General features: G+C 51.3%; 15 protein-coding genes and 2 pseudogenes. 12 read left to right on the top strand and 5 right to left on the bottom strand.

Going from position 1 to position 15,807, the window contains the following annotated elements:
• The first annotated feature begins 28 nt into the window (after window positions 1–28).
• Window positions 29–1,324: an ATP-binding protein gene (locus tag QUF18_RS08300; RefSeq protein WP_289386802.1), complete on the top strand. Its 1,296-nt coding sequence runs from the start codon at window positions 29–31 to the stop codon at window positions 1,322–1,324.
• Between the two features lie 7 nt (window positions 1,325–1,331).
• On the opposite strand, the gene QUF18_RS08295 is transcribed toward QUF18_RS08300, so the two are convergent.
• Window positions 1,332–1,745: a DUF4354 family protein gene (locus tag QUF18_RS08295; RefSeq protein ID WP_289386585.1), complete on the bottom strand. Its 414-nt coding sequence runs from the start codon at window positions 1,743–1,745 to the stop codon at window positions 1,332–1,334.
• 67 nt (window positions 1,746–1,812) lie between these two features.
• Here QUF18_RS08295 and QUF18_RS08290 point away from each other — a divergent pair.
• A pseudogene (locus tag QUF18_RS08290) lies at window positions 1,813–2,172 on the top strand (transposase); the annotation flags it as partial.
• A gap of 208 nt (window positions 2,173–2,380) precedes the next feature.
• Here the strand turns inward: QUF18_RS08290 and QUF18_RS08285 are convergent.
• The 3 genes from QUF18_RS08285 to QUF18_RS08275 form a co-directional block, all read right to left on the bottom strand.
• Window positions 2,381–2,728 carry a tRNA-binding protein gene (locus QUF18_RS08285; RefSeq protein ID WP_289386584.1) on the bottom strand — a complete coding sequence of 116 codons (348 nt, stop codon included), beginning with the start codon at window positions 2,726–2,728 and terminating at the stop codon, window positions 2,381–2,383.
• Window positions 2,729–2,799: 71 nt separating this feature from the next.
• Complete coding sequence (locus QUF18_RS08280) at window positions 2,800–3,300, bottom strand: type III secretion system chaperone family protein (RefSeq protein ID WP_113944671.1); 501 nt, start codon at window positions 3,298–3,300, stop codon at window positions 2,800–2,802.
• Window positions 3,301–3,761: 461 nt separating this feature from the next.
• Window positions 3,762–4,055, bottom strand: coding sequence for an accessory factor UbiK family protein (locus tag QUF18_RS08275; protein WP_289386583.1), 294 nt, complete (start codon window positions 4,053–4,055; stop codon window positions 3,762–3,764).
• 284 nt (window positions 4,056–4,339) lie between these two features.
• Between QUF18_RS08275 and lgt the strand changes: the two genes are divergently transcribed.
• From lgt to QUF18_RS08245, 6 genes are all read left to right on the top strand, one after another.
• Entirely contained in the window at window positions 4,340–5,182 is an 843-nt protein-coding gene (lgt, locus tag QUF18_RS08270) for a prolipoprotein diacylglyceryl transferase (RefSeq protein WP_289386582.1), read from the top strand.
• Between the two features lie 12 nt (window positions 5,183–5,194).
• On the top strand, window positions 5,195–6,286 hold the full coding sequence (locus QUF18_RS08265; protein ID WP_289386801.1) for a class I SAM-dependent methyltransferase: 1,092 nt from the start codon (window positions 5,195–5,197) through the stop codon (window positions 6,284–6,286).
• Window positions 6,287–6,311: 25 nt separating this feature from the next.
• On the top strand, window positions 6,312–7,091 hold the full coding sequence (gene pgeF / locus QUF18_RS08260; protein WP_289386581.1) for a peptidoglycan editing factor PgeF: 780 nt from the start codon (window positions 6,312–6,314) through the stop codon (window positions 7,089–7,091).
• Between the two features lie 89 nt (window positions 7,092–7,180).
• Window positions 7,181–8,332, top strand: a complete 1,152-nt coding sequence (locus QUF18_RS08255) for a M24 family metallopeptidase (protein ID WP_289386800.1) — start codon at window positions 7,181–7,183, stop codon at window positions 8,330–8,332.
• A gap of 215 nt (window positions 8,333–8,547) precedes the next feature.
• Entirely contained in the window at window positions 8,548–9,102 is a 555-nt protein-coding gene (locus QUF18_RS08250; RefSeq protein ID WP_289386579.1) for a hypothetical protein, read from the top strand.
• Window positions 9,103–9,477: 375 nt separating this feature from the next.
• The gene (locus QUF18_RS08245; protein ID WP_289386578.1) at window positions 9,478–10,410 is read left to right on the top strand and encodes a ribose-phosphate pyrophosphokinase; all 933 of its coding nucleotides are present in this window, start codon (window positions 9,478–9,480) and stop codon (window positions 10,408–10,410) included.
• A gap of 245 nt (window positions 10,411–10,655) precedes the next feature.
• On the opposite strand, the gene QUF18_RS08240 is transcribed toward QUF18_RS08245, so the two are convergent.
• Window positions 10,656–12,170, bottom strand: a complete 1,515-nt coding sequence (locus tag QUF18_RS08240; RefSeq protein WP_289386577.1) for a helicase HerA domain-containing protein — start codon at window positions 12,168–12,170, stop codon at window positions 10,656–10,658.
• Between the two features lie 518 nt (window positions 12,171–12,688).
• Between QUF18_RS08240 and rplY the strand changes: the two are divergent.
• The 4 genes and pseudogenes from rplY to QUF18_RS08220 form a co-directional block, all read left to right on the top strand.
• Window positions 12,689–12,982: pseudogene (rplY, locus tag QUF18_RS08235) on the top strand (50S ribosomal protein L25); the annotation flags it as partial.
• Window positions 12,983–13,116: 134 nt separating this feature from the next.
• Window positions 13,117–13,860, top strand: a complete 744-nt coding sequence (pth, locus tag QUF18_RS08230; protein ID WP_289386576.1) for an aminoacyl-tRNA hydrolase — start codon at window positions 13,117–13,119, stop codon at window positions 13,858–13,860.
• A 199-nt stretch (window positions 13,861–14,059) separates the two neighbouring features.
• The gene (ychF, locus tag QUF18_RS08225) at window positions 14,060–15,163 is read left to right on the top strand and encodes a redox-regulated ATPase YchF (protein WP_289386575.1); all 1,104 of its coding nucleotides are present in this window, start codon (window positions 14,060–14,062) and stop codon (window positions 15,161–15,163) included.
• A 174-nt stretch (window positions 15,164–15,337) separates the two neighbouring features.
• Window positions 15,338–15,805, top strand: a complete 468-nt coding sequence (locus QUF18_RS08220; RefSeq protein ID WP_289386574.1) for a MaoC family dehydratase — start codon at window positions 15,338–15,340, stop codon at window positions 15,803–15,805.
• Window positions 15,806–15,807 lie beyond the last annotated feature (2 nt).

The raw sequence follows: 15,807 nt of genomic DNA, 5'->3' as shown, positions 1-15,807 counted from the left end.
ACGGTTTTCCGACTGGCTGGCCTTGCGCATGCCCAAGCGGCTTTATGCACGCTCGCTCATCATCATCATCGCTCCGATGGTGCTGTTGCAGTCGGTTATTGCCTTCGTGTTTATGGAACGGCATTGGCAAATGGTCACCGAGCGGCTTTCCACCGCCGTGGTGCGCGATATTTCGGCGATTATTGATATTCTGGAAACCTATCCGCAAGAGCCGGATTACGCCAATATTATCCGCATTTCACAACAGCGGTTAGATCTCAATGTGTCCGTGCTGCCTCCTGCCCCGTTGCCGCCACCGGGGCCGAAACCGTTCTTCTCGATTCTGGATTACTTCCTGAATGAAGAGATCACCCGCCAGATCAATCGTCCGTTCTGGATTGATACCGTCGGGGATTCCGATCTGGTGGAAATTCGTATTCAGCTGGAGGATAAAGTCTTGCGCGTTTTTGCCAAACGCAGTCAGGCCTACGCCTCCAATACGCTGATCTTCCTGACATGGATGATCGGCACGGCATTGGTGCTGCTAACCATCGCGATTGCCTTCCTGCGCAATCAGATCAAACCGATCCAGCAATTGTCTGAAGCCGCAGAGAGTTTTGGTAAAGGGCAACCGATGCCAGCGGATTTCTACCCGCACGGCGCAGAAGAAGTACGTAAGGCAGGCATTGCCTTCATACAGATGCGTGAGCGCATTGAGCGCCAGATTGAACAGCGCACAGCTATGCTGAGCGGAGTCAGCCACGATTTACGTACCATCCTGACGCGCTTCAAACTGCAATTAGCGATTGCAGGCACCAAGATTGATACAGTACCGCTCAATCAAGATATCACCGACATGCAGAATATGCTGGAGGGTTATCTGGCTTTTGCTCGCGGTGAAGGCAGTGAAGAGCAGGATGTACTTGATCTGCAAACCCTCTTCCGCAAACTGGAAGAAGAAGCCAAGCTGCGTGATCGCGGCTTCTCGAGTGAAATGCATGGCAGCAGCCAGATTCAGGTACGTCCGAATGCGTTTACGCGTTTGGTCAGCAATCTGGTCGGCAATGCGTTCCGCTATGCGCAATCCGTACATCTCACCGCAATACATAAAGACAATTGGCTGACCATCACGGTTGATGATGATGGCGCAGGTATTCCGGAAGATAAACGCGAAGAAGTTTTCAAGCCATTTGTTCGTTTAGATGAAGCGCGCAATCAGGATGCCGGCGGCACTGGTTTGGGACTGGCAATTGCCCGTGACATAGCCCGCAATCATGGTGGCGACATCACATTGGAAAGCAGCCCGACGGGCGGGCTGCGTGCTATTATCAGCATTCCGGCATAAGACTGTATTACTGACAGACCATCTGATATTTAACCGCTACAGCCTTGTAGATACTGTCATCATCCGTTGAGAACTCGACAAAACTCGAACGGTTTTCATCTGGCTTCAATTTGCCCTGCGCCAGCACTGCATCAATCACGCTCACTTTGCGCTCTGATTTATCCGGCATCACCGCCTTGAAACAGCCTTTCGCCAGATCAAGTAATTGTTTTTTGCTCATATTGGAAATGAAAACGGTAAACGATTTTGAATAGGTGATTTTATCACCAATGCTCGTCGCAGAAAGTTCACGGACAGAAGAAATAACCATCGGCGGTTTGTCGCCTGCTTCAGTCTCTTTCTCGCTGTTAGCCTCAGCATAGGCAGTACCAACCATAGCAACCAACAAAAATGCTATAAAAAATTCTTTTGCTCTAAACATAACACACTCCTAAAAATATAAGGGGCTGACATAGATAGCTGAGAAAGGCTATTTTTGTCAGATGATTATAGCAAGGCGGCGAAGCAGGCTCCCGAAAAGTATTCAATTTGAGCTTTTAAAGTATTTTTGCGCAGGTATCACGGCCCGCTCAGCGGCGGAGTTGACGGACGTCAATCGCAACACAGCGATCCTGTTCTTCCACAAGCTCCGCGAAGTGATTTTCGAGGAATTGGTTGCATCAGAGCCGGGCTTGATAGGCGGCGAGATAGAAGTCGATGAAAGCTATTTCGGCGGACGCAGGAAAGGCAAGTGCGGGCGCGGCGCGGCGGGCAAAGTTCCGGTCTTCTGGCTCTTGAAACGAGGTGGCAAGGTTCATGTCGTTGTCATCCCAAATGCCCGTACAGACACGCTTTTTCCAATCATCAAGGAGTGTGAATGGCGCTTCAATCACCGCCCTGTTGCCAACCTCATCAAGGTTCTGCAACACTGGTGGTTCAAGTAAACGCAGACACGCTATCTATGTCAGCCCCAAATATAATTTAGAAGCATATAAAACACAATGACGACATTATGAGCATAACAACAACCCATAACTATAATCTATATTATTAAATACTTATTTTTATACGATAATATTAAATCAGCTTACGACCGTTTGGCACATTTTTCTCGGTCGCCGCCAGCACAATATCGCCATTTTCATCGGAAAAACCGAGCGTCAAAACTTCAGACATAAAAGGGCCGATCTGGCGCGGCGGAAAATTCACAACAGCCAGCACCTGACGCCCGATCAGTGTTTCCGGTGTATAATGCACTGTAATCTGTGCCGATGATTTCTTAACGCCAATTGCGTCACCAAAATCAATTTTCAGCTTATAGGCGGGTTTGCGAGCCTGAGAGAAAACTTCTGCTTCAATAATCGTACCGGTACGGATATCGACTTTTTCAAAATCCGCAAAAGTAATTTCCTGATGCTCTGACACCCGATCCCCCACATATCTATAGTCTTTTAAAGCGCTGCCCGCCCGAACAGGACAGCGCTTATTGTATTGTCTCAGGCGCGGCCAACAGTCTCAAACAACACGCCCTGCAAAGCTTCCTTGGCCGGAACACCGGACCAGATTACAAACTGAAACGCCTGATAATAGCACTCACAAGCTTCCAGTGCGCTGGCCAGCAGAACTTCAACCTGACGGCTGGTCGGCTTTGCACCGCCTGCCAGCAGCAAGGACTGGCGATACATAATCGCCCCTTCCTGTCGCCATAGATCAAAGTGCCCCATGAGCAATTGCTCATTGATGAGCGATAGCAGGCGCATCACTTCATTGACGCGTGGCTCGCTCACCTTCACATCAAAAGCGCAAGCCAGATGCAGCGCTTCAAACTCTTCCATCCAGGAAAAGGAAAGATGATAATCCGTCCAGTTACCGACAACAGAAACCGCAATCTCGTCGTCACCGGTACGATCAAAAGCCCAGTCATTGGCGTGCGCAACCTGTTCAATGACATCCACCGGATGTGCATCGCGAGCGATATCGAGCTCAAGAAGGTTCATGTTCGTTCCCTGTCTTTGGACTTGCCTATGAAAGCAAAATCCGGATTCCGGCTGTCATAAACACGCAGCCGGAGTGCGACTGTGCAGCAATTGCCACACAAAAGACACACTGGTTAATAGGCCGAGACAAAAGTTACTAAACGCTGCAACCCCGCCTCCAACACACGCGCAAACACATGACTGTTACACTGACGCATCCACCGGATCAGTGCGGCTGAATCTTTCGTTCCGCCGCTCCCCGTTTCTGCCCTGCTTCATGACCCGATTACGAATCATACAGTGTTTTCAGTCTATTGATGCTGAGTCAGAGTACCAGCCCTTTTTGTCAAAACTCTAAGAAACCATGTGGAAAGAACAAACGGCGCCCGATGGGGCGCCGCTGTAACCGATTCTGGAATAAGGGCTTTTAGGCATTCGCCCCTGTGAATAAAAAGTTAAAAAATCTTTTAGATTTTTAGCCCTTAAGCACCTTTTTTCGCAGGCTTTTCTGCCAGCGCGGCCTCAATTTTAGCAAGACGCTCTTCCAGCTCTGCAATTTTGACAGTCAGAGCGCTATTTTCAGTACGGGTTTTGACCGCCATTTCACGCATTGCTTCAAAATCTTCACGTTGCACAACATCTAATGTGTTGAGCAGCTTTTCACCCTGCGAACGCATCGCGGTTTCAACTTCGCGACGAACACCCTGAGCAGCACCCGCAGCGTCAGTGACGAGTTTTGCGAGTTCATCAAGAACTTTACCAGTTGGATTACTCATATCATCACCTCTTTTAAAGCCGCTACAGACGGCATCATTACAAATTCCGCCACAACGGAAATCAATCTCTGCTTCTGAGATAAGCCCGTACTATAAAGGATGCAAGACTAAACAGCCTTACTTTGACGGACATTTAAGACCGGCTTAAGGCTGGCAGCGAAATAAAGCCATAAAAGCAATAGACTTTTATCCTGACCGAAAATTCGCTATGCCTCATCAACGGCAAAGCAAACCGATGCTGATCTTAATGCGCATTTTCAAACGCAGCCATAACGGAGAGAAGAATGACCGAACCGCAGATCATGATGGCTGCACTCCCCTTCCCGAATATTGACCCTGTTCTCTTCTCGGTAGGACCGCTCTCCGTTCACTGGTATGGTATCGGCTATGTCATCGGCATTTTGTTCGCCTGGTGGTACGGCAAAAAACTTGTCAACAATGCACGCCTCTGGCCGAACAATAATGCGCCGATGGATCCGCTCGCACTGGACGATTTTGTGCTCTGGGCAGCCCTTGGTGTGGTGATCGGCGGTCGCCTTGGCTATGTATTGTTCTACAATTTCGGTTTTTATATCAGTAACCCGCTAGAAATACCGGCTGTTTGGGACGGCGGCATGTCCTTCCACGGCGGTATTCTCGGCACCACCGTTGCCATGATCCTGTTTGCCAAAAAGCGCGGCATTCCGGTCTGGAGCATGTTTGACACGATTGCCGCTGGTGTGCCGATTGGCCTTGGCGTGGTGCGGATTGCCAATTTCATCAATTCCGAGCTCTGGGGTCGCGTCAGCGATGTGTCATGGGCGGTATACTTCCCGAATGGCGGGCCATTGCCACGCCACCCAAGCCAGCTTTATGAGGCAGCGCTTGAAGGCTTTGTGCTGTTCTTTGTACTCGCTCTGCTGATCTGGAAGGGCAACAAGCTCAAAGCACCGGGCTTTATCGCCGGTGCCTTTGTTGCCGGTTACGGCCTGTCGCGCATTCTGGTGGAGTTCTTCCGCGAGCCGGATGCACAACTCGGCTATCTCGTCGGTAACTGGATGACAATGGGCATGGTTCTGTCTGTGCCAATGGTTCTGCTTGGCGCTTGGGCAATGGTGCGCGCTAATCGCGCGGCGGCAAAGGCCTGATCGATGAGTGAAATGACAATTCCTGCTGCTGACAAGCTAAAACAACGCCTGATCCGCCTCATCAGCAATGGCGGGCCGATCAGCGTTGCAGATTATATGGCATTCTGCCTCGCGGATCATGACGGCGGCTATTATATGACCCGCGAGCCGTTCGGCACCAAAGGTGACTTCATCACGGCGCCGGAAGTCAGCCAGATGTTCGGCGAACTGATTGGCATCTGGGTTGTCAGCCATTGGGAAGCCTTGGGCAAGCCTGCGCAATTCACCATCTGCGAGATTGGTGGCGGGCGCGGCACTTTGATGAGTGACCTGTTGCGTGCGGCTGGCAAACTCGCACCCGATATGCTGCGCAGCGCCCATATTGCGATGGTGGAAACCAGCGACCGCCTGACGAGTGTGCAGAAGAAAAAGCTTGAGGGTGCAGCACCCCATATAGCTTGGTATAAGAGTTTTGAGGAAGTGCCGCAGAACACACTGATCCTCGTTGCCAATGAGCTGTTCGATGCCCTGCCGGATCATCAATATGTCAAGCATCAAGGGCATTTTGTTGAGCGCATGGTCGCCACCTGCTTTGAAACAGAGCCGCAGCTCTGCTTCACAGCAGGTACCGGCGGCATTGATCCTACATTGCTGCCTAAGGGGCATGAAACAGCACCGGAAGGCACAATTTTTGAAGCCTCACCGGCACGCTCCGCTCTGATGCAACATATCAGCGAGCATATCCGCAAATATCAGGGCGCTGCCCTGCTGATTGACTACGGCTCACATAAAGCCGGCTTCGGCAACACTTTGCAGGCACTCTATCAGCATGCCTATCAGGATGTGTTTACTGCGCCCGGCCAAGCAGACATTACCACCCATGTCGACTTTGCCTCCCTCGCCCAAATAGCCGCAAGCTTTGGCTGCACGATCAAAGCTGAGGAACAAGGTGACTTCCTGCTGCGAATGGGATTGCTCAGCCGCGCCGGTCAGCTCGGTGCCGGCAAATCCGCGATTGTGCAAGAGCAAATCCGCGATGATGTGGAGCGATTGGCAGCACCGAACCAGATGGGCAGCCTTTTTAAAGTCTTAAGCGTCACTTACCCTGACCTCAAAACAATCTGATATTTCATTCTCCAGAGAGACTATCATGACCAATATGCCTGATCCGATCCGCTCTCCTTTACTTGAAACCAATGACCGTATCGCGCACGGCTTTTTTACCACCATTGGCGGTGTGTCCTCCGGCATTTACGATAGTCTCAATGTCGGCGTTGGCTCGAAAGATGCCCCTGAAGCTGTGGCAGAGAACCGCCGCCGTGTTGCCGCTTATTTTGACCTGCAACCGGCAGACCTGCAGACCCTTTATCAGGTGCATTCGCCAACCGTTCTGACCATCACTGAAGCACTGCCTTCACCGCGCCCTCAGGCCGACGCGATGGTGACCAATGTGCCGGGACTGATTCTGGGGGCACTGAGTGCCGATTGCGGCCCCGTGCTATTTTGCGAGCCGGATGCAGGCATTATCGGCTCCGCTCATGCCGGTTGGCGCGGTGCTCTGGCCGGTGTTCTGGAAAACACTGTCGAGGCCATGGTCAATCTGGGTGCGGAACGGTCAAAAATCCGCGCAGTTCTGGGGCCATGCATCGGTCAGGACAATTATGAAGTGGGGGCTGAATTCGTGGCCGAGTTCACTGCCCGTGACCAGACTTATGAACAATATTTCCGCCCATCAACCGATCCGGCGCGTAAAATGTTTGATCTTTGGAGCTTTATCAGTGATCGTCTGACAAAGAGCGGTGTGCAGGCTGCATCTCTTAATCTTTGTACCTATGCGGATGAAGCGCGGTTTTTCTCTTATCGCCGCACCACCCACCGCAAGGAACCGGATTACGGTCGCCAGATCGCCGCTATTGCACTCCGGAAGTAAGTGCTTCCGGTTCAGAGAACATGCATGATCCTGCGAGGCTGGATAGTGGTTTCAGCCCGCATGGTCATGTGTTCAATGCGGAGATAATTATGGCACTTCACTTTGCACCGGAAGAATTTGCAGCTCGCCGTGACAGGCTGATGCTGTGCATGGCCGAAAATAAGCTGGATGCGATGCTGCTGTTCTCGCAAGAGAGCATGTATTGGCTCACCGGCTATGACACATTCGGTTTCTGCTTCTTCCAGTGTCTGGTGGTCAAGCAAGACGGCAGCATGGTGCTGATGACCCGCTCTGCCGATCTGCGACAGGCACGCCACACATCGACCCTTGAACATATCGTACAATGGACAGACCGTGAGAATGCCAATCCTGCAATGGATTTGCGTAATCTGCTCAATGATATGGATTTGCTCGGCGCCCGCATCGGAGTTGAGTATCAGACCCACGGCCTGACTGCCGCCAACGGCCGCAAGCTTGACGAGCAGCTCAACAGCTTTGCCAAGGTCATTGATGCCTCCGGTATGGTGGATCGTCTGCGCCTGCTCAAAAGCCCTGCGGAAGTTGACTATGCCCGCAAGGCTGCCGCGCTCAGCGATGTAATCTATGATGCCGCTCTCGAGCAGATGCGCAAGAATGCGAATGAAGCCAATATTCTGGCAGCAATGATGGAAGCCAACTTTCTCGGTGACGGCGATTTTCCGGCCAATGAATTTATTATCGGCTCCGGCCCTGATGCCCTGCTTTGCCGCTATAAATCAGGTCGCAGGCAAATGCATAAGAACGACCAGCTTACACTGGAATGGTCCGGCGTTTTCCGGCACTACCACGCACCGATGATGCGTACTGTGCTGACCGGCAAGACCACCAAGCGTCATGAAGAACTCTACAATGCAGCGCATGAAGCCCTGTTGGCTGTAGAAGCCGCCCTGACCCCTGCCTCAACCTTTGGCGATGTGTTTGAAGCCCATGCCAAAGTACTGGAGGCGCACTCACTGACACGCCACCGGCTCAATGCCTGCGGCTACTCTGTCGGCGCACGCTTTACGCCTTCATGGATGGATCCGCAGATGTTCTATGCCGGCAGTGCAGAGCGAATTGAGCCGGATATGACGCTGTTCGCTCATATGATTATCATGGATTCCGAGACCAATACTGCCATGACGCTCGGCCAGACCTATCTGACAACCAATGGCCCTGCCGAGAGCCTGTCGAAAAGCAGCCTTGACCTGATGGTTATCTAGAGCATTTCACAGTCAAGTTGGATCAACTTGGACAGTCCGGGATAATGCGAAAACTAAAGAATCTAGAGCGATCCAACACGAAAGTAATCCGCTCTAGAACATTTCCAGCTTATCCTGAAGCATAAGAAATGCTCCATCGATTTATTTTTTACGCGTATCTTATCCGAAAACCGGCTCCCATTTTTCGGGATACGCTCTGAAAAGGACTGAAACCGATGCCAGTGTGCGTATCTGCCTCTGTTCATGCTTCTTTCAAAAAACTTGTCTTCTTTTCAGCCCTTGCAGGTGCATTAATGCTTGCGGGCTGTACGTCCCCGTCCGGTGGCAGTGCCAGTCTGGCACCGTTGACGTCTGATTTCGGCCAACCTGCACAAGCCAGCAAAGCGCCGATCGATAGGGCCAAGGTGCGCAATTATAAATTGTTCATCGCGCCGATTATCGGCGCTCCGCTGGAAATTGTGACACCGCTTTCCCTGCGTTTTGATACGATTGTTAAAACACAGTCCATTACGCTGGCCGCCAATATGGAAACGGATGCTGATTATATCCTCAAAGGTTACTTCTCCAACCTCACAGAGAATAATCAAACCACCGTGCTTTATGTCTGGGATGTGATGGACAAACAGGGCAACCGCGTCCATCGCCTGCAAGGACAGGAGAAGGTTTCCGGCAAAAACGGCTGGTCAGCTGTTCCCGCAACTGTCATGAGCAAAATTGCTGATGATACGATGGCCGATTATTTCCGCTGGGTTTCAGCCAACGCCCAATAAGCGCCTTACCGGTGAGACTCACTCTCACCGGTTTTTGTTTACCCTGTTAAGCCTGTTACAAGAAACTTCACACAAGCGTGTCTTTTTGGCCTATAGAGGGCGAGAAAAGACAGGTTTTGTAAAATATCGGGGCATTAATGCTGCCCTGCGGCTTTTGTACCCTTGCAATACGAGCCAAGCTTTGTAAAAGGCCGCTCATCAGACCAGTTTTATGCAGGCTTGTATAAAATTGATGGAATTTAACAATACGGGATAGTCGGCCTTATAAACCGCATATTCTGATGAAAACCCGGATACAGGGAATCCGCGCATGACCAATGCGAAATGCATTTAAGGTTCATGCGTTAGGCAAACCAGCGCCAGAGGCAAAAAAGCATGAAACTTTTCGCGGGCAACTCCAATCGTGTCCTAGCAGAATCCGTCGCAAAACACCTTAATATTCCACTCGGCAAAGCCGTTGTGAAGCGTTTTGCCGATCAGGAAATCTTCGTAGAAATTCAGGAAAATGTGCGCGGTGAGGACGTTTTCGTTCTGCAGTCCACCTCTTATCCGACCAATGATCACCTGATGGAATTGCTGATCATGATTGATGCATTCCGCCGCTCTTCAGCGCGCCGCATCACAGCAGTGATCCCTTATTACGGCTATGCCCGTCAGGATCGCAAACCAGGCCCACGCACACCGATTTCCGCCAAACTGGTTGCTAACCTCATCACTGAAGCCGGTGCAAACCGCGTTCTGACCCTTGACCTTCATGCCGGTCAGATTCAGGGCTTCTTCGATATCCCGACCGACAACCTCTATGCGGTTCCGGTTATTGCCCGTGATGTTAAAGCCAATTACGCAACCGGCAACTGCATGGTTGTTTCGCCGGACGTTGGCGGTGTGGTTCGCGCCCGCTCATTGGCCAAGCGTATTGATGCGCAGCTGGCAATCGTTGATAAGCGCCGTGACCGTCCGGGTGAATCGGAAGTCATGAACGTAATCGGTGATGTGACCGGCAAAGATTGCCTGCTGTTCGACGATATCGTTGATTCCGGCGGTACACTTTGCAATGCGGCTGAAGCTCTGCTTGCCAAAGGCGCAACCAGCGTTACCGCTTACATCACGCATGGTGTTCTTTCAGGCGGCGCTATTGCCCGTATCACCAGCTCCAAGCTGAAAGAACTGGTTATCACCGATTCCATTCAGCCAACTGCTGCAATCGATCAGGCACATAATATCCGTGTTCTGTCGATCTCCGGTCTGATCGGTGAAGCAATTGCCCGCACCGCCGCTGAAGAATCCGTATCCAGCCTGTTTGACTAACAAACTGCATCTATTCAGAATTCAAAAAAGCCGGATCACTGATCCGGCTTTTCTCATTATATGGCATTAGAGCGCCGTGTGCCATACTTGGCACACAAAGGTCGCTCTAACACTTTAAAATTAGAGCATTTGCGAGCCAAAAGTGCGAACCGGTTTTGGCAATGGATAATGCGTCAAAACAAATAATTACAGCGGCTCCAACGATTCAGTCTTAACTGGAACCGCTATAACAACAAAGCAACGAATTATTCCGCAGCCTCAGCGCTGTCTGCGCCCTCGTCGGGTCCGTTCGGATCACCGGCAGCTGTTTCACAGCCCATATCGGGGAAAGCCACGACACGCATACCTTTGAAGTCATTGCGGACAACCAACAGGCCGCGCTCTTCAAAATAAGTCAGCAGACGACGTGCACGGCTGGTGGAATGGCTGCCATAAGCACGCGCCAATGTCGCATCGGACGGACATGGCGCACCTTTGACCGCGGCCTGTGCCACAATCAGGAACACCCCCTGCACATCATCTGTCAGGCTTTCTGACAGTTGCAGCGCTGTCTGCCACTTCTCATCATCAATCAGTTCATCCCCGCCACTGGCCTGCGCTACGGCAAGACGACGACGGAACGCAGGCAAGGCCAGCGGCTCCCCCGGCACGCGATGAATACGGCAGCGCACCAAAAAGTCCTGATACAGCACTGCAACAGTGCGATAAGCTGCTTCCGGATCTTCGATGATCTCAGTCATCACCTTATCCAGCATGTCTTCACGTTCGGCTTCCACCAACCCCGGAAACAGCGGTTCATCCGGCACTTCCGCTTCTGGCTTGGCTTTCACCACCTGCTCCAGAATTTCTGCAATCGGGCGCGGCGGTGGCGGTGGTGGCGGCGGACGACGCACAATCATCTTCGCCTCAGCCGCACTCGGCGTAAAAATCAGATCAGCGGCATCAACCGGTGAGTCCGGCAATGGCATCAGCTTAGGGCTGGACGAGCGCGCAGAGGTTTCCACCGCACCGATTTTTACAGCCAGCGGGCGGCGGGACAAGGCAGGCCCCAGAGCCACAAAATGGCCGCGCTGCAAATCGCGGAATTGCTCGGCCTGGCGGCGATCCATGCCTAAAAGATCGGCGGCACGTGCCATATCAATATCAAGGAATGTACGCCCCATCAGGAAGTTAGAGGCTTCAGCCGCCACGTTTTTGGCAAGTTTGGCCAGACGCTGTGTAGCAATCACACCGGCCAATCCGCGCTTACGGCCACGACACATCAGGTTGGTCATGGCACTCAGCGAAATTTTGCGCGCTTCATCCGATACTTCACCACCGACAGAAGGGGCGAAAAGCTGTGCTTCATCGACAACTACCAGCATCGGATACCAGTAATCACGATCAGCATCAAACATACCGTTGAGGAATGCGGCGGCGGCTTTCATCTGCTGGTCAATATCCAGCCCCTCAAGATTAACCACCACAGAAACACGGTGCTGGCGGATACGCGCGGCAATACGGGTCAGTTCCGCCTCGGTGCGCGCAGCATCAACCACCACATGACCATAGACATCGGCCAGCGTGACAAAGTCGCCTTCAGGATCAATGATACATTGCTGCACCCAAGGCGCGCTCTGTTCCAACAGGCGGCGCAGCAAATAGGATTTACCGGAACCGGAGTTCCCTTGCACCAGCAAACGTGTGGCCAGCAGCTCTTCGAGATCGAGCATAGCCGCGGTGCCGTTTGTCGTGGCTCCCATGTCGATGCCGACCTTCATACTGCCTCCTGAAATGAACGTGAAAAAGCTCCCATATCAACGGGGGCATAAAAAATAAGATTCGGGATATGGATATTCTCTATCAGGTCTGTATCATAACACCAAGTCACGAAGCTCGTGCATTTATGACACCTGAGCGGTTTCAGTTAATATTGAACTGTTGAAACCGCTCTGTTTTTTGTTTTAGCGCATTTTAATTTGATCGAAGCAGGAAAAGAAATCAGTCCAGCGAACAAATCTCCCTATATAAGCGCTTCACACTTTTCGGAAAGCGCTCTATTCTCTGAATACACAGGCTCACCATTGCACGGGTAAAAAACACCGTTTTTGAGCACAAAACCTTGCACAATCCGGCTTAATCCCCTATGAGAACGCATCCGCGTAGACACCCTTGGAGGCAACGCGGAATGATATGCCCGCATCATCGCTGTTTTTGCTGCGTATTTCGCGGATATATCATGTTTCGGAATCTCACCTGATTTTGCGGAACACTCCAAATTACTTGATAAGGAAAAGCCATGAGCGAAGTTAAAACTCTCAAGGCCGTAAAACGCGAACGGGCTGGTAAGGGGTCCTCCCGTGCACTTCGCGACAACGGTCAGATTCCAGCTGTCATCTATGGTGACAAGCAGCCTGCTATTTCAGTCGCAATCGACTATAAAACAGTTTATTACCTGATTTATGGCGGCGGCTTCAAGTCTACCGTTTTCAACATTGATGTTGACGGCCAGACTATCAAAGTTCAGCCTAAAGACTACCAGATGGATCGCGTTAAAGACACGCCAATCCACGTAGACTTCATTCGCGTTGCCTAATACGCGATAAGTCTCAGGTCTTCAGGTTTCTGATTTACAAAACATCTCCGGTGCAAACCGGAGATGTTTTTGTTTGTGATACCGGAACAGCCTGCTAAAAGCGTTTCAAATAAAAACCTTCGGAGACGACCATGCTGCTCATAACCGGCCTCGGCAATCCCGGTGCGCAATATGCGCGAAACCGTCACAATATCGGTTTTATGGCCGTGGATGAAATTCATTCCCGTCATCGCTTTTCGCCATGGTCGAAAAAGTTTCAGGGTTTGATTTCCGAAGGCATGATCGATGGGGAAAAGGTGCTGTTGCTTAAACCGCAAACCTTTATGAACCTCTCCGGTCAGTCCGTCGGTGAGGCCATGCGCTTCTATAAGCTGGCAATCAGCGATCTCGTTGTGGTTTATGATGAACTCGATCTGCCGCCTGCCAAATTACGCATCAAAGCCGGTGGCAGCGCCAATGGTCACAACGGTATCAAATCCATCGACCAGCATATGCACGGACTGCTGAATTCAAAAGATTATCGCCGTATGCGGCTTGGCATCGGCCATCCGGGTGCGAAAGAACTGGTGCATCATTATGTGCTGGGCGATTTCGCCAAAGCCGATAATGAATGGCTGGATCTGCTCTTTACAGGCATTGCCGACAATCTGTCTTATCTCATCAAAAAAGACGATAATGGCTTCATGAACAAGATTTCTCTCGTCATGGGCGGCAAACAGAATGAGACCAAAGCGGAAGCACCGGTAAAAGCTGCGCCAAAAGCACAAAGCCATATCCGTCAGGCACGACAGAACAATACAACGGCACCGAAACTGCCGGCTTCAGGGCCAATGGCAGATATGCTGGCCAAACTCTTCGGCAAAAAAGACAGCTAATTTGATTTTTGGGTCACAGCCGCTAAATTTCAGCGGCTTTTGCCCGCAATTTACACCACTGCCCTTGACCTGTGCTTGCCCCATAGCGCATAGGCAATGGCAATATTCATTTACGTTTCATGCTGAACTCTGAATGCTGAACCGCAAAATCTGCCGGTCGTTTTCAAAAATTCAGCACCAGACCGGATAAGGTTCTATTATGGGTTTCAAATGCGGTATCGTTGGTCTGCCAAATGTTGGCAAGTCCACCCTCTTCAACGCACTGACCAAAACTGCTGCGGCACAGGCTGCAAACTATCCTTTCTGCACTATCGAGCCGAATACCGGTGAAGTTGCAGTGCCGGACAGCCGTATGCGCCAGATTGCAGATATTGCTGGCTCTAAAGAACTGATCCCGACCCGTATCAACTTTGTTGATATTGCCGGCCTGGTACGCGGCGCTTCCAAGGGTGAAGGTCTGGGCAACCAGTTCCTCGCCAATATCCGTGAAGTCGATGCGATTGTTCACGTGCTGCGTTGCTTTGAAGATGACGACATCACCCATGTCGAAGGCCGTATTGATCCAGTATCCGACGCGCAGACTGTTGAAACAGAACTGATGCTTTCTGATCTCGAAAGCCTTGAGCGCCGCATCGTACAGATCCGCAAACGCGCGACCGGTAAAGACAAAGAAGCCACAACCGTTCTGCCAATGATGGAAGAATCCCTGAAGCTGCTTCAGAATGGTGAGCCTGTTCGCATGCTGCTGAAAGGCATTGCACCGGACGATCTGCTGATCCTCAAAGGTCTGAACCTGCTGACTTCCAAGCCTGTTCTCTATGTTTGCAATGTTGCGGAAAGCGATGCAGCAAAAGGCAACGAACACACGGAAGCCGTCGCCAAAATGGCGCAGGAACAGGGCGCACAATCTGTAATCATCTCTGCGGCAATCGAAGCGGAAGTTTCGCAGCTGCCTGATGAAGATGCACAGCTATTCCTTGGTGAAATGGGTCTGGAAGAACCAGGTCTTGATCGTCTGATCCGCGCTGGCTACAGCCTGCTTGATCTGATCACCTATTTCACTGCGGGACCAAAAGAAACCCGTGCATGGACCGTGCATCGCGGCGCGAAAGCTCCGCAGGCTGCCGGTGTGATCCACACTGATTTTGAACGCGGCTTCATTCGTGCGCAGACCATCGCATTTAATGACTATGTCAGCTACAAGGGCGAAGTTGCCGCTAAAGAAGCAGGTAAAGCCCGTGATGAAGGCAAAGAATATGTGGTGCAGGACGGCGATGTGATGTTGTTCAAATTCAACACCTGATCTGTCTTTCAGAAAAATCCTAAGCCCGCGATTTTCGCGGGCTTTTTTATTGTGCTTATCACACAATCACTATTTGACGTTTACGTCAAAAATCATAGGATAGCATCAGAAGCAAAGCAGTCTCCCATAATATACGGAGCAGTCTGCTTGTTGCATAAACGGAGGAGAACGCCGTTGCACAAGTCCCGTCATCATTTCACTTATCATGATTTCACTGTCGGCGAGAGTATCCCGCTTGGCTCAAAAGAGGTTACAGCAGAAGAAGTCATCGCTTTTGCCAGCGAGTTTGACCCGCAGCCGTTCCACCTCAGCGAAGAAGCAGGCAAAGCCACAATTCTCGGTGGCCTTGCGGCCTCAGGCTGGCACACATGCGCGATGCTCATGCGGATGATGGCTGACAGCTATATCAGCAACTCCGACAGTCAGGGTGCACCTGGCGTGGATTATGTAAAATGGCTAAAACCGGTACTGGCGGGTGACACACTCTCGGCAACATCGACTGTTCTGGAAAAGCGCATCTCCCGCTCTCAACCCTCACTCGGCATTATCCGCTTGAACCATAAAATTACTAATCAGCACAATATTCTGGTCGGTGAAGCACAGGGTTCGATTTTCATGCATGTGCAAAATCAGGAGGCATGACG

The organism is Pseudochrobactrum kiredjianiae (assembly GCF_030362795.1).
In the GTDB taxonomy this organism is placed as follows: Bacteria; Pseudomonadota; Alphaproteobacteria; order Rhizobiales; family Rhizobiaceae; genus Pseudochrobactrum; species Pseudochrobactrum kiredjianiae.
This window is presented reverse-complemented; position numbering and strand designations above follow the sequence as displayed.

Coding starts and splice junctions, on each gene's coding strand:
- QUF18_RS08300 (WP_289386802.1), top strand. CDS start 29: ATGCCCAAGCGGCTTTATGCACGCTCGCTCATCATCATCATCGCTCCG.
- QUF18_RS08295 (WP_289386585.1), bottom strand. CDS start 1,745: ATGTTTAGAGCAAAAGAATTTTTTATAGCATTTTTGTTGGTTGCTATG.
- QUF18_RS08280 (WP_113944671.1), bottom strand. CDS start 3,300: ATGAACCTTCTTGAGCTCGATATCGCTCGCGATGCACATCCGGTGGAT.
- QUF18_RS08275 (WP_289386583.1), bottom strand. CDS start 4,055: ATGAGTAATCCAACTGGTAAAGTTCTTGATGAACTCGCAAAACTCGTC.
- lgt (WP_289386582.1), top strand. CDS start 4,340: ATGACCGAACCGCAGATCATGATGGCTGCACTCCCCTTCCCGAATATT.
- QUF18_RS08265 (WP_289386801.1), top strand. CDS start 5,195: ATGACAATTCCTGCTGCTGACAAGCTAAAACAACGCCTGATCCGCCTC.
- pgeF (WP_289386581.1), top strand. CDS start 6,312: ATGACCAATATGCCTGATCCGATCCGCTCTCCTTTACTTGAAACCAAT.
- QUF18_RS08255 (WP_289386800.1), top strand. CDS start 7,181: ATGGCACTTCACTTTGCACCGGAAGAATTTGCAGCTCGCCGTGACAGG.
- QUF18_RS08250 (WP_289386579.1), top strand. CDS start 8,548: ATGCCAGTGTGCGTATCTGCCTCTGTTCATGCTTCTTTCAAAAAACTT.
- QUF18_RS08245 (WP_289386578.1), top strand. CDS start 9,478: ATGAAACTTTTCGCGGGCAACTCCAATCGTGTCCTAGCAGAATCCGTC.
- QUF18_RS08240 (WP_289386577.1), bottom strand. CDS start 12,170: ATGAAGGTCGGCATCGACATGGGAGCCACGACAAACGGCACCGCGGCT.
- pth (WP_289386576.1), top strand. CDS start 13,117: ATGCTGCTCATAACCGGCCTCGGCAATCCCGGTGCGCAATATGCGCGA.
- ychF (WP_289386575.1), top strand. CDS start 14,060: ATGGGTTTCAAATGCGGTATCGTTGGTCTGCCAAATGTTGGCAAGTCC.